Origin of the sequence: Pantoea sp. IMH (assembly GCF_000599885.1) — a bacterium.
Lineage (GTDB): Bacteria > Pseudomonadota > Gammaproteobacteria > Enterobacterales > Enterobacteriaceae > Erwinia.
The window spans coordinates 720,483-733,941 of the sequence record NZ_JFGT01000006.1 but is presented as its reverse complement, the minus strand read 5'-3'; the positions used below and the strand labels follow the sequence as shown (position 1 = coordinate 733,941).

Here is a 13,459-nt window from a genome sequence, read left to right as displayed (position 1 = left end):
CCCATTTTCTGATTATCTCAATCTTTACCTCGGTTAACCTCGCGGCCTTCTACCCTCACTCTTCAAAGGCAGGTTTACTCCCGACGAGAGGCTCCTCCTTGTGCACCAGCTTACGCAGGGCGACATAGAAGACCGGCGTCAGGAACAACCCGAACAGCGTCACGCCCAGCATCCCGGCAAATACGGTGATGCCGGTTACGGTGCGGACTTCAGCGCCGGCGCCGTGGCCCAGCATCAGCGGAACAGTGCCGGCGATAAAGGCGATAGAAGTCATAACAATCGGGCGCAGACGCAGGCGGCAGGATTCCAGCGCAGCCTGCACAATCGTGCGGCCCTGCATCTCCAGCTCGCGGGCAAACTCAACGATCAGGATGGCGTTCTTACAGGCCAGGCCCATCAGCACGACCAGTCCCACCTGCACAAACACGTTGTTATCGCCTCCGGTCAGCCAGACGCCAAACAGTGCGGAGAGCAGGGTCATCGGCACAATCAGGATCACCGCCAGCGGCAGCGTCCAGCTTTCATAAAGCGCCGCCAGAACCAGGAAGGCCAGCAGTACAGCCACCGGGAAGACGATGATCGCCGCGTTGCCCTGCGTTGATTGCTGATAGCTCAGGTCAGTCCACTGGATATTCATACCGTTTGGCAGGATCTGGTCAGCGATGCCTTGTACCGCCTGCATTGCTTCCGCCGAGGAAAGGATTCGCGGGTCGGCATCGCCAATCAGGTCAGCCGCCGGGAAACCGTTGTAGCGGATGACCGGATCCGGTCCATAAGTGGTACCGATATGCACCATGCTGCCGATCGGTACCATTTCTCCGGCCGCATTCCGGGTGCGCAGGTTGGCAATATCTTCAATGCTGTCCCGAAACTGGCCGTCAGCCTGCGCATAAACTTTCCAGGTCCGGCCAAAGCGGTTGAAGTCATTAACATATGACGATCCCAGATAAGTTTGTAACGTGCCAAACAGATCGGTTAACGCCACGCCCTGCGCTTTAGCTTTATCGCGGTCAACCTGCGCGTCCAGCTGCGGCACGTTAGCCTGATAGGTGGAAATAGGGAAGTGCAGCCCCGGCGTTTGCATAATGGTGCCCGCCATCGCATTGGCAGCTTCCTGTAATGCGCCATATCCCAGACCAGCGCGATCCTGAATATAAAGTGAATAGCCCGCGCCCTGGCCCAGCCCTAAAATTGGCGGTGGCATAATCGAGAAAGTGAACCCTTCCTGAATCGACGCCAGCTTAGCGTTGATCTCGGCGTTAATTTCCGCCGCAGTCCGCGTACGCTGGTCCAGCGGTTTCAGCGCGAAGAATACCGTGCCGGTATTAGGCGTATTAGTGAACTGCAACGCGTTCAGCCCAGGAAAGGCTACCGCATCGGCCACGCCTTCGGTGTGTAGTGCAATATCGCTCATCTGCCGGATCACTTTATCGGTGCGCTCCAGCGACGACCCTTCCGGCATCTTCACGCCGCCGATCAGGTAGAGCTTGTCCTGAGTGGGAATAAACCCAGCGGGAACGGCTTTAAACATCACGCCGGCGCCAATCAACAGCAGAACATAGACGCCAAACACCGTACCGCGACGCTTAAGGATGCGCGAGACGCCGTTTTGATAGCGTTCGGAATTCTTATTAAAGAACTTGTTAAAGGGACGGAACAGCCAGCCAAACAGGGAGTCGATAATCCTTGTAGGACGGTCTTTCGGCGCGCCGTGTGGCTTCAGCAGCAACGCCGCCAACGCTGGAGAGAGCGTCAGTGAGTTAACAGCCGAAATCACGGTTGAAATAGCGATGGTTACCGCGAACTGCTTGTAGAACTGACCGGTTACGCCAGAGAGGAAGGCCATTGGCACAAAGACCGCACAAAGCACCAGCGCGATAGCGATAATCGGACCTGATACCTCGCGCATCGCCTGATGCGCAGCGGCACGCGGTGCCAGTCCTTCTTCAATATTGCGCTCGACGTTTTCCACCACGACAATCGCATCATCCACCACGATACCAATCGCCAGCACCAGCCCGAACAGGCTTAACGTGTTAAGCGAAAAGCCCAGCAGATAAAGCACGGAGAAGGTGCCGACCACCGAGACAGGGACCGCCAGCAGGGGAATAACGGAAGCACGCCAGGTTTGCAGGAACAGGATCACCACCAGCACGACCAGCAAAACCGCTTCCAGCAGCGTATGCAGTACGGAGCTTATTGAGTCACGAACAAAAATGGTTGGATCGTAAGGCGCCTTCCACTCCACGCCATCGGGGAAGCGGGTCGCCAGCTCGGCCATTTTCGCCCGGACGGCGTTAGAAAGATCGATAGCGTTCGCGCCGGGTGCCTGGAAAACACCGATTCCTACCGCATCTTTATTGTTCAGCTGAGAACGCAACGCATAGCTTCCTGACCCCATTTCAATACGCGCCACGTCGCGCAGCCGGACAATTTGTCCATTTTCGCCACTTTTCAGGATAATGTTGCCAAACTCCTCTTCACTGGTCAGGCGGCCCTGAGCATTGATAGACAGCAGGAAATCACTCTTGTTGGGCATAGGCTCTGCGCCCAGCTGCCCGGCGGAAACCTGGACGTTCTGTTCCTGAATGGCGGTCACCACATCGCCAGCGGTCATACCACGGGCGGCCACTTTAGTCGGGTCCAGCCAGATACGCATTGCGTACTCACCGGCGCCGAATATCTGCACCTGACCCACACCCGACAGACGCGACAGCTCATCCTTCACCTTCAGCTGCGCATAGTTTCGCAGGTAGAGCGAATCATAACGGCCTGAAGGGGAGTCCAGATGCACGACCAGCGTCATGGTCGGCGACTGCTTCTGCGTGGTAACACCCTGACGGCGAACATCTTCCGGCAGACGAGCTTCAGCTTGCGCAACGCGGTTTTGCACTTGTACCTGCGCCTGATCCGGATCGGTACCCGGACGGAAGGTGACGGTAGTCACCAGCACGCCATCGGAACCGGCAATCGATTTCATGTACATCATGTTCTCGACGCCGTTAATGGCTTCTTCCAGCGGCGTCGCCACGGTTTCTGCAATGACCTTCGGGTTAGCGCCGGGATATTCTGCCCGCACCTGCACGCTCGGCGGGACCACGTCCGGGTATTCACTGATGGGCAGCAATGGAATCGCAATCAGCCCGCCGACAAAGATCAGAATCGACAATACGGCTGCGAATATCGGTCGGTCGATGAAAAATCTGGAAAAATCCATATCAGTTTCCGCAACGTAAATTAAAGGGAGGCTGGTGCCATGGGCACCGTTTTGGCATTTACCGGCATCCCCGGCATAAACACTTTCTGGACGCCATCCACAATCACCCGGTCGCCAGAGTGCAAACCTTGCTGAACGATACGCAATCCGTTGGCAATCTGACCAGGCTGGATATCACGACGCTGGGCTTTATTCTGAGCGTCGATCACCCAGACATACTTACGATCCTGATCGGTGAGTATCGCTTTGTCATTGACCAGCAGGGCAGGAAAGTCAGCACGCCCCGGCAGCTGAACGCGGGCAAACAAGCCGGGGGTAAAGAGACGCTGGCTGTTATCCATTAACGCACGCATTCTGATAGTGCCCGTGCTGGCGGTCAGCTGGTTATCGGTAAAGTCGACCTGGCCTTCATGCGGGTAGCCCTGTTCACCGACCAGACCGATTTTCACCGGCAGGGCATGATGCGCATTCGCCGCACTCTCGCCCTGACGGCTTATTTGCTGATAACGCAGGAAGGTCGCTTCATCAACGTCGAAGTAAACGTAAACGCTATTCAGGGAAACCAGGGTGGTAAGAACACTGCTGCTGTCTCCGGCGGTCACCAGATTGCCTGAAGTGATCATTGCCCGACTGGCGCGGCCATCGATAGGTGCGGTAACCTGAGTAAAATCCAGGTTCAGCCGGGCCATATCGACAGCCGCCTGCGCTGCCAGCGTGCTGGCCTGCGCCTGTGCAGAGGCGGCACGACGCTGCTCCCAGACCTCACGGGAAATAGCCTGGCTGCCAATCAGTCTCTCCGTTCTGCCCGATTCGCTACGCGTCAGCTGAGCCTGAGTGCGTGCACTGGCGAGTTCGGCCTGCGCACGTTCAAGTTCCGCCCGGTAAGTTCTGTCATCAATGGTGAACAGCACGTCGCCTTTTTTGACTTCCTGGCCTTCGGTGTAATTCACTTTATCGATATAACCGGTTACGCGGGGCCGGAGCTGAACGCTCTGCACCGCCTCAATCCGCCCGTTGAAGTTATCCCACTGGCTGACCGTTTGTTGCTGAACCTCTGCCACACTGACCTCAGGTGCAGGCGGCGCGCTCTGTTCGGCTCCTTTGGAATCACATCCCATCAGCCAGAAAGCGGAGAGAAGCGGAAGCGCTAGCGTGCGCAGGCGCGGAGCGGTGAATGATCTCATGTTGATTAATCCCTGTTACAGATGCTGGACGACGTGAAAGTGCACGGCATAATGCATAAAGTGCAATTATGTTAATTGCACTTAACGGGGGGAGTGTATGAAGAGGAAAAATAAACGGCAAGTATAATTGTTGCCATTAGCATTTTATTGTCAGTAAACGTAGCAACATGTGAACAATGGCGGGGAGGGCGGCAGCAAGGATGCCAGTGAATCGCATTTAATGCAACAATAACACTTGCATTAACTGGGCGGGTGCTTTAGCGTATATGCATTCATTAAAGTTACCTTTTACCCTGCTGCGGGGAAGAGGTCAAGCCAGGCTACTAACAAAAGCGCCAAAGGGGAAACGTAATGAGCCATGATGATTTTATCAACGATCTCGTCAAGTGGATCGATACCCATATTGAAGGAAAAATGGATCTGGACACCGTTGCAGATCGCGCCGGCTACTCCAAGTGGCATCTTCAGCGTATGTTCAAGCAACATACCGGCTATGCGCTCGGCGAATATATCCGCGCGCGGCGTCTGAAAAAATCGGCGGAGCGTCTGGCAAAAGGCGGTGAGCCTATCCTGGATGTGGCTATCTCGTTTGGCTTTGATTCCCAGCAGTCCTTTAACCGCAGTTTTAAACGTCAGTTCGGCCAGTCTCCAGGTGCCTGGCGTCGTCAGGTTCAGGTTAGCGCCAGGGCCTGATTTGCCCAACAGTAGACTCTGTTAAAGTGCGCCAAAGTTGCCGCTGGCGTTGTATACTCTCTGAATTGTATTAAGTTTTCACTTTCAGACAGGATTTTGCATGGAGATGCGGCAACTGAACAAACAGGGTCTGTGCGAAGCCGCCAGCTATCTGCTGGTGCTAATCGCGCTGTTTATGATCTTTCCTCTGCGCCTGCTGCCCTGCTTTCTGGCAGGGTTTATCGTCTATGAAACCATTCTGGCGCTGACGCCATGGGTGGAAAGGCTGGTCAAAGGCCCGCTGGCCCGCTGGATCACCATCTTCGTTCTGACCGTGATTATCGTGATGTCGCTGGTGCTCGGTATTACCAAGCTGATCGGTTTTCTGCTGCATGATTTCCGGGACCCGGCGGCGTTTCACGTCGCGGCCAGCAAGCTGCTGGAAGATGCTCAGAATACGCTCTCCCCGGTTGTTACGCGCTATCTGCCTGCGGACATTGATGAGTTGCAGCATCAGGTCATTACCTGGCTGCGCGAACACCTTGTGGTGGTACAGTCTCTTGGGCGCATTGCCGCGCATACTTTTGCCACCATGCTGATTGGCATGCTGCTCGGCGCCATTATCTCGCTGAGAATAAGTACCGACGATCATAGTCATGCGCCGCTCCGTCAGTCACTGCTTCAGCGGCTGACCCTGCTGGCCGAATCCTTTCACAACGTCGTCTTCGCGCAAATCAAAGTCTCGCTGGTGAATACCGTCCTCACCTGCGGCTTTCTGTTTGGCGTGCTGCCGCTGTTCGGCCTGCATTTCCCCTTTGCCAAAACGGTGGTGGTACTGACGTTTATTGCCGGGCTGCTGCCGATAATCGGCAATCTTATCTCTAATACCGTGATTGTGCTGATTGGCCTTTCCATCTCGCTGGAGGCCGCCGTAATTGCGCTGATATTCCTGATCCTCGTGCACAAGCTTGAATACTTTATCAATGCGCAGATATTTGGTACCCGCATCAATGCCAAAACCTGGGAGATTCTGCTGGCGATGCTGGTTTTCGAGTCCGCCTTTGGACTGGCTGGCGTGGTGGCCGCGCCGGTTTACTACGCCTATCTGAAAAGCGAACTGCGTCACGCAAGGCTGATTTAAGCGGCCAGGCCTGCCGCGCACTGTGCGCAGTGGGGTAATTGTTGCAGGCCGGGCTACCGGCCTTTGTTACCGCCGTCATGTGAGATTAAGCCGTCCATGCCTTCATTGCTCGATACCTTAGCGCAACAAGTCCTGCTCTCCCTGCCGCTGTTCAGCCTGATTGCGGTGGGCTGGCTGCTGGTGCGCTGGCGAAGATGGCCTGACAGCGTCTGCGAGGCCCTGAACCGCCTGGTGTTTAAGATTGCGCTGCCCGCTATGCTGTTCCGTCTGATGAGCCGTTTCAGCGAAAGCCCGCCGGTCGACGCGCGCCTGCTGCTCGCGTTTTTTGGCGGCTGCCTTATCGTGTTCGTTATTGGCCGCGTTATCGCCGCCCGGGTATTTAAACTGGACGGCATTGCGGGATCGGTGTTCGCGCTGGGCGGTATTTTTTCCAATAACGTGATGATCGGACTGCCGATTGCCACCGTGATGCTGGGCGAAGCGGCCATTCCCGCCGTGGCGCTGGTGCTGGTCTTTAACGGATTGATCCTGTGGACGCTGGCCACCGTGTCGGTGGAGTGGGCCAGGCACGGCGCGTTTAACCTGAAAGGCTTCGGTAAGACGGCTGCGGGCGTGCTGCGTAATCCGCTGATCGTTGCCATTCTGGCGGGTACGCTGTTCAGCTTTTCAGGGTTTTCTCTGCCGGGCATCGTTGATGATCCGCTAACGATGTTAGGCCAGATGGCCGTCCCGCTGGCGCTACTGACGCTGGGTATGTCCCTTGCGGCCTACAAAATGAAAGAAGGGATGAGGGAAAGCTACGCCATCTGCCTGCTCAAACTTATTATACAGCCGCTGGTGGTCTGGGGACTGGCGTGGCTGCTTGGTTTACCGCCGCTGGAAAGTAAGGTAGTGGTGCTGCTTGCCTCGATGTCGATGGGCATTAACGTCTATCTGATGTCACGTCAGTTTAATGCGCTGACCGGCCCGACAGCCTCCAGCATGCTGCTCTCCACGATTTTTTCGGCGCTGACCACACCGGTGCTGATGCTGGTGATGGATATGGTATTGCAGGGATAAGGAGACTTGCGTGCGTCAGTGACGACGTCCGTCTGATTTGCGCACAGGATTCGTTATGAACAAAAAACTGATTATTGCCCTCTTAGTTGCTGTTGTCGCTACCTATACGGGCCTGCGTAAAACGACGCCTGATGCGCCGACACAGGATAGCCGCGAGAACGGCAATATTACTGAGCTGACGCGTCAGGATGGAGTTATCCGCTATCTGCAACAGCAGCAGCGTTTGCCGCCTTACTATATTAAAAAGACGGCGGCGAGGCAGCGCGGATGGCAACCGGAAAAGGGAAACCTTTGCGACGTTCTGCCCGGGAGGGCGATCGGCGGCGATCGCTTCTATAACCGCGAAAACCAGCTTCCCAACAGTCAGGGCCGGAAGTGGTTTGAGGCGGACGTCAATTACCGTTGCGGAAGGCGGGGCAGCGAACGGCTGCTTTACTCCAGCGACGGGCTTATCTATCTCTCCCGCGATCACTATCGCCATCTTGAGAGGGTTGAATAAGATGAAATGCGTAACGATCGATTTCAGAACGGTAAAGGACACCGGTGATTTTTATCAGCAGTTTGCCTGTGCATTCGATCTTGAAATGGAATTTGGCGCCAATCTCGACGCCCTCTGGGATGCGCTGACCGGGATGATTGCGCTACCGGCGCGCATAACGCTCCGCCATCTGCAACAGCATGAAGAACCTGCCCAGTTCAGTCGCATAATTGCGGTGATGCGGGAAGCGGAAGCGGCGCTGGCTGGGCTTTTAGCGTTGCGTATTAACTAAAAAAACAGCGGCACATGGCCGCTATTTTTGAGCTGGTGGTTAGCGAAACTGCTTGAGGATCGCCGCCAGCTGTTCACGATGCCCGCTATCAATCTCCCGCGCCGCGGAATAGCCTGCGTTCAGCAGGATCATCTCATTCAGCCCGACCAGCCAGTCATAGATATAAAAGGCGGCATGATTGTTGGGCTTCAGCGCCAGGCGGGTCAGCCGCTGGCCGGGGCCAAGGCTGGCGGTCTGGGTTTCCGGTTTGGCGAAAATCTTCTGGCCGCGGTTGATCTTACTTTCCGGGCGCTGGGCTTCCGGCAAGTGCTGGAAGCCCAGCCAGGCAACAAAATCGCCCAGCACGCTCAGCGCACGGGAAACCTGACGGTCAGCAATCATCTCCGCAGGCACGCCGCCCGCATCAGGATCGCTCAGCATTTTCACCAGTGCGCCCTCAGTGTCGAGCCGGATACTGGCGGTCACCAGTTCCTCCGTCAGCATCTCCAGCGTCGGTTTACTGATACCTAACAGCTCAAGCAGCGCACCATTGTCCGGCAACAAACGAAGCGTGTTTATCCAGTGGCGATAGACCTGCTGCGCATACTCCGCCTCAAGCTCTTCGGTGGCGGGGAGATGCTCTTCCGGCGTCAGCAGGCCGGAAAGCGGCTCATCGCTCAGCAGATCTATACTCACGCCAATGCCAAAAGGATCGTCTTCACTCAGCGCAAACTCTTCAGTGAGCGGTCGATCGCCCTTAATTCTGCGCTGCAGGAACAGATGGCGTAGCGTTTCACGCGAAGGAAGCAGACGTTCAAGCAGTTCACCATGTACGCCGGTACGTGACTGCAGCGCCTTCAACAGACTTTCAGCGATATGCAGTCGGGCCGCCGGCTCTTCCTGTTCGGAAGCCAGATACCAGCGGCCCAGTAGGTTATCGCTCAGTTCACGGCGCATCTCATCAAGCTGTTGCTGGAGGCGCGCCAGTTTGCTTTCCCGCTGCACTTCCGTCATCAGCCAACCCGCCATACGCCGTACGCCTTTATCATCCATGGTCAGCATCAGTCCCCAGGCATCACCGGGGTTTCCCACGTAGCGCTGGACGGCGGCATCATAATTGTGTCCCTGGGTGATGCGCTGATCGAATGGCGTCAGCGCCCAGATCAAGCCCGGCTTGCGGCGACTGCGCACCTGGCTGTTTTCTCCCTGGGTTTGCTTAACCCAGCTGTCCAGCACCCGCCCGACGGCCCGCGTATCGTGACGTGTACCGGCAGCACTACAGACCATCAGACGATCCACATCCTGATGCTCGGCAGCGCGGGTTAACAGCAAAGGGCGTTTGGCAGTGAGAAAGGCCAGCGCCAGTTCGTGCTGCAGGTCATCAGGCAGAAGCGCCGGATTTTCAAAGCCCGGATAATCAAGGAGATCGACCTGTTCAAACATCGTTTCGCGCGGGGCGCTGTAAAGTGGCAGCTGCACTTCACGCGCCAGCAGCGTCAGTTCACTCAACGCCAGGTTGACGGGTTTAAGCGCCCGACCGTTCTGCTGAGGAACCACCTGGATGACCCGATCGGCTGACGCGTTAAAGTACCGCAGGCCATTGTCGTTAAGTATGCTTAGCGAGGCGTCATCCAGCACTGACAGCGGCGCAAGCAGGGTGGCGGCGCCGGAAACGTGGTGCAGTACATGCGCCAGCTGACGATACAACGCGCTGAGCTCACGGTCTTCTCCCCAGAGGAGAGAAAACAGCCGGGCGCGATCGTCAACGGCGAGCGAAGGCGCCAGTTCAATCGCGCGCGGCCAGAAATGGGAATCCAGCGCTTTGGCGTTAGGCAATGGCAGAGCAGCAAGACGATCCCACAACGCCACCACCTCGTTACAGTGCATGCCGTCCGTCTCTTCCGGCTGACGATACATCGATACCGTTTTCAGGCGTTCGGCAAGCTGCTGCTCATCCAGTGCTGGCGGATTTTCCCCGGCGCGAGCGCGCCAGACGCCGGCAAGAATGGTCACCAGCTCCGCCTCGCTCAACAATGCCAGTCTGACCGGCCAGTCGTTATCCATCCGGACCTGCTGACCGGTGAAGCGCATCACCATGGTCGCTGTCTGCTGCTGTGGGTTCAGCTGGGCATAGTCGAAGGTAGCCGTGCCCAGGGCAATCTCCAGGCGGCCTTTATCGCTGGCGGCCAGCGCGTTGATCAGCCATGACTTTCCCGCCTGAGAGAGGCCGAAGAAACCGATCGCTGGCTCTTTACCTGCCGCTTCGCTGAGGTGTGCGGCCCGGTTACGCTGCCGCCGCAGCCTCACGCTGAGCCGGTCAGCCTCCAGGTCGAGGCGGGGTGAGGTTGTCCTGGCGCCGTCAAGCCACTCGACCGAACGATCGATACCTTTGAGTACGGCATCCAGTTTTTTGCCGATCTGTCCCGACAACTGTTTAGGCGTTAACGGTTTCATTTCTTGTAGACGCTCCCACTGTCGATCCAGTAATGCGTTAATCCCGACCCGCTGCTGGCGAGCGTGTTCAGCTTCAGCTTCAGATGTTCCAGCGGAACTCGCGTGCCGTCATCCAGCGAAGCCTCCGCAATGTCAAAGCGCTCTGGCCCGAATTCACCGCGCGTTTTCACCACGGCCAGTTTGATTTTTAATACCTTATCGCCGGCAACGCTGCGTGCCAGCAGCGGATCGGCGATCGACAGCGTGTAAAGCGGCGAGGCTGGCCAGCGATCGTTATCAAGCTGACGGAAGCCGAGCGTCAACGCGCCGCGCACCTGAAAACGTGCCCGCGCATCCAGACTGAAATCGTCAGCATCCAGGTCGATATCTGCATACCAGACGTTTTCACTGCTCAGCGCGCCATTGCTGTCCAGCATGCCCAGATAACGGATGGTGGAATAGGGCTGGAAATCGCCCGCTTTAAACCAGAAGTTGGCGAGGCGAAGATCCAGCGACAGCAAACAGAGCATAGCACCGACCGCTGCCGTCGATTTCGGGTTCTCAATCCGGCCTTGTTTATTGAACGGATACCAGTCGTTGGTGTGGTAGCCGTCCAGTGAAAGAATCCGGCTGACCGGCAGCGGTTGCAGATGACGGAACAGCGCCTGCACCCCAGGGAAACGGGAAGGGCGGCCAGTCAGCAGCAGCACGTCACAGTCGTAAACCGCCACGACTTCTGACATCGAGCGCAGGCTGTGGGTAATATTCATGCGCGGCGAGAGAAACTCGGCATGCAGCTTACTCAGCTTCACCACCAGCGGCACGCGCATAATATCGAACGCGTCAGCCTCGCCCGGCAGCTCACGCTGAATTTCCCGGTTGATATAGTCGAGCAGTTTCTGCGTAGGTTTTTGCGCCAGCAGCTCTGCAAACCGGCCATCCACCTCGGCATTCAGCTCAAGCGGGTCGAAGCTTTCATACGCCTCCAGAATCGCCTGGCCGACAGGAATAAAGATTTGCAGGGTAACCTGCTGGCGCAGCGTGGAATGACCATCAAGACGACCTTCGTGGCCAAACAGACGGGTCATCACACCTTCCGGATTCGCAATGCCAGCCTGCTTGAACGCTGCCTGTAGCGCGGGCAGAACGTAAAGCTGGATCACATCGAGCAGAATATCGTCCCCGGCCTGTTTAAAGCCTTCCCTGAACAGCAGCCGGGGCATGATTTTGACATTATTGCCGACGCCATCATCCAGGCGGTACTGGGTAATCGCCAGGTCTGTCGTCCCGCCACCAATGTCAATAGAGGCGATACGCAGCGTTTTTCCTACGGGCTCATCCGCAGCGCGGGCGCGATCGGGCCGGGCCATACTGATGAAAAAGTCTTCAGCGCGGCCACCGAAATTAACCTGCGTCTCATTGTAGAGATAAACCATCTGACCACAGGTAGCTTCATCCCACTCCATCTGCACCTCAGGCACGGGCACCAGGCTTTTCGCTTTGTCTTTCGCACTGCTGAAATCGTCATCAGCCGGATGCCAGCCCATCGCTTTCCAGATCAGCGCGATCGCCTCCTGCATACGACGGCGGAAAATTTCGCGCTCAGGCTTCGGCATTGCCGAAGGCAGCGTCAGGATGATATTGCGCAGCTGACGCGGTGCATTGCTGTGTAGCATCTTTTGCCGCTGGACCAGGCTGTTCATCTGCATCAGTGCCTGCGCCAGCAGCTCAGAGAGCATAAAGCTCATCACGGAACTGCGGCTGTACTGCGGCGAGAAGACCGGAAGACGTTCTTCCAGCGGCTGGTTGTAGAGCGGTTCGCCCTCATCGTTCACCAGATTCATCAACGGGCGGGCGATAGCCAGCGGCTCAACGGCAGCATTTCCCGCCGTGCGGCTGAAGCGCCAGCCCGGCGTGTAGCTCTCTTCATCCCACAAATAGCGACGTGGGCTGGAAATGCCGGTGGCGCCTTCGGTCCCCAGCCGTTGCAGCGCCAACTGGCTCGCTTCCCGGCCCACGCGGGTCAGCGAAGGCCAGATAAAGGCGTCATCACGTCCGCTCTCCATCGAAAAGTTCTGCTTGCCGAAGCTGGCCTGAGCAAACTCCACGCGGCTCTCAAAAAGCTCGTTATACAGCTTATGCGGCTCGCTGAGGTTACGCAGATGCAACTCATAGGTATGTTTCAGACCCTGATGGTCGTCCACATGATCTTCCACCATAATCCCGCAGGTGTGCGAGTTACCGACGTCAAGGATAAGGTCGACGGGAATGGCTGGCTCCTGAAGCGTGGCGGCACTGATTTTTAATTCCGGCAGCGAGAGCTGGTTTCCCAGCAGATGCAGGATATTCAGGTAGTGCGCCTGATACTCAAATTCACGTAGCGCGCTGCGCACATTGACCTGCGGGCGATGCTCAACGAGCGCCACCTGCTGACTGAATACTTCCCTCAGCCAGCCGTCGATCCAGGTGTGGTCAAGGAATTCGCCCAGCTCTTCACTGCCGTGCGCCAGCGCAAAGCTGACGCCGTTTTTAACGTCGCTTTCATTCAGCGCCAGTGATTCGTCTTCGCCTTCCGGCCAGACACGTGTTTCAAACGCCAGGCAGATACGGTGGGTTTTGCCGTTCTGGTCGGGTTTATCAAGGGCGATAATCTGCACGCGCGCCCAGTTATCGGGGCCACCGATAAAGGTGCGCGGTGGATTAAACCGGAAAAAGGGCAGCGGCAGCCAGACGCCGTTCAGCAGACGGAGCGACTGCTCAAGCGGAAAGCTGAACTCCGGCTTGACCACTTCGGGCAGGCTACCCGCGACGGCAGGCAGCAGATATTTACCGCTCTGCGCGTTGTAATTCAGACGCAGCAGCGGGCCATTGGCCGTCTGGCGCACAAATGTCCCCGGCAGGTCGGCGTCCAGACGTGGCGTCAGAGCAAAATCAAGGAACTGAATGCCGCTGTTCTGAATCAGCGTCATATTCGGTTTAAAATCAGCGATAGTCGCCAGCATCA

The 13,459-nt window shown here is 56.9% G+C and carries 9 protein-coding genes; 5 read left to right on the top strand and 4 right to left on the bottom strand.

The features are described 5' to 3' along the window. Positions 1-55 precede the first annotated feature (55 nt). Positions 56-3,217 (bottom strand): efflux RND transporter permease subunit, encoded by a 3,162-nt coding sequence (locus tag EA20_RS0117745; RefSeq protein ID WP_024968104.1) that lies wholly within the window; start codon positions 3,215-3,217, stop codon positions 56-58. Between the two features lie 20 nt (positions 3,218-3,237). After that, positions 3,238-4,401 carry an efflux RND transporter periplasmic adaptor subunit gene (locus EA20_RS0117740; RefSeq protein WP_024968103.1) on the bottom strand — a complete coding sequence of 388 codons (1,164 nt, stop codon included), beginning with the start codon at positions 4,399-4,401 and terminating at the stop codon, positions 3,238-3,240. A gap of 351 nt (positions 4,402-4,752) precedes the next feature. Here EA20_RS0117740 and EA20_RS0117735 point away from each other — a divergent pair, with 351 nt between their 5' ends. The 5 genes from EA20_RS0117735 (at position 4,753) to EA20_RS0117715 (ending at position 8,043) form a co-directional block, all read left to right on the top strand. Next, positions 4,753-5,094: a helix-turn-helix domain-containing protein gene (locus tag EA20_RS0117735; RefSeq protein ID WP_024968102.1), complete on the top strand. Its 342-nt coding sequence runs from the start codon at positions 4,753-4,755 to the stop codon at positions 5,092-5,094. 106 nt (positions 5,095-5,200) lie between these two features. Beyond that, positions 5,201-6,214, top strand: a complete 1,014-nt coding sequence (locus EA20_RS0117730) for an AI-2E family transporter (protein WP_038381762.1) — start codon at positions 5,201-5,203, stop codon at positions 6,212-6,214. A 96-nt stretch (positions 6,215-6,310) separates the two neighbouring features. Beyond that, on the top strand, positions 6,311-7,273 hold the full coding sequence (locus EA20_RS0117725; protein WP_024968100.1) for an AEC family transporter: 963 nt from the start codon (positions 6,311-6,313) through the stop codon (positions 7,271-7,273). A 55-nt stretch (positions 7,274-7,328) separates the two neighbouring features. Then, complete coding sequence (locus tag EA20_RS0117720; RefSeq protein WP_024968099.1) at positions 7,329-7,772, top strand: ribonuclease domain-containing protein; 444 nt, start codon at positions 7,329-7,331, stop codon at positions 7,770-7,772. 1 nt (position 7,773) lies between these two features. Further along, complete coding sequence (locus EA20_RS0117715; protein WP_024968098.1) at positions 7,774-8,043, top strand: barstar family protein; 270 nt, start codon at positions 7,774-7,776, stop codon at positions 8,041-8,043. A 39-nt stretch (positions 8,044-8,082) separates the two neighbouring features. Here EA20_RS0117715 and EA20_RS19910 read toward each other — a convergent pair whose 3' ends face one another. Next, positions 8,083-10,476, bottom strand: coding sequence for a virulence factor SrfC family protein (locus EA20_RS19910; protein ID WP_038381718.1), 2,394 nt, complete (start codon positions 10,474-10,476; stop codon positions 8,083-8,085). After that, positions 10,473-13,457 (bottom strand): virulence factor SrfB, encoded by a 2,985-nt coding sequence (locus EA20_RS0117705; RefSeq protein ID WP_024968097.1) that lies wholly within the window; start codon positions 13,455-13,457, stop codon positions 10,473-10,475. The genes EA20_RS19910 and EA20_RS0117705 overlap by 4 nt, the downstream gene beginning before the upstream one ends. Positions 13,458-13,459 lie beyond the last annotated feature (2 nt).

Excerpts from the sequence above, each read along its gene's own strand:
- EA20_RS0117745 (WP_024968104.1), bottom strand. The coding sequence starts at position 3,217 with ATGGATTTTTCCAGATTTTTCATCGACCGACCGATATTCGCAGCCGTA.
- EA20_RS0117740 (WP_024968103.1), bottom strand. The coding sequence starts at position 4,401 with ATGAGATCATTCACCGCTCCGCGCCTGCGCACGCTAGCGCTTCCGCTT.
- EA20_RS0117735 (WP_024968102.1), top strand. The coding sequence starts at position 4,753 with ATGAGCCATGATGATTTTATCAACGATCTCGTCAAGTGGATCGATACC.
- EA20_RS0117730 (WP_038381762.1), top strand. The coding sequence starts at position 5,201 with ATGCGGCAACTGAACAAACAGGGTCTGTGCGAAGCCGCCAGCTATCTG.
- EA20_RS0117725 (WP_024968100.1), top strand. The coding sequence starts at position 6,311 with ATGCCTTCATTGCTCGATACCTTAGCGCAACAAGTCCTGCTCTCCCTG.
- EA20_RS0117720 (WP_024968099.1), top strand. The coding sequence starts at position 7,329 with ATGAACAAAAAACTGATTATTGCCCTCTTAGTTGCTGTTGTCGCTACC.
- EA20_RS0117715 (WP_024968098.1), top strand. The coding sequence starts at position 7,774 with ATGAAATGCGTAACGATCGATTTCAGAACGGTAAAGGACACCGGTGAT.
- EA20_RS19910 (WP_038381718.1), bottom strand. The coding sequence starts at position 10,476 with ATGAAACCGTTAACGCCTAAACAGTTGTCGGGACAGATCGGCAAAAAA.
- EA20_RS0117705 (WP_024968097.1), bottom strand. The coding sequence starts at position 13,457 with ATGCTGGCGACTATCGCTGATTTTAAACCGAATATGACGCTGATTCAG.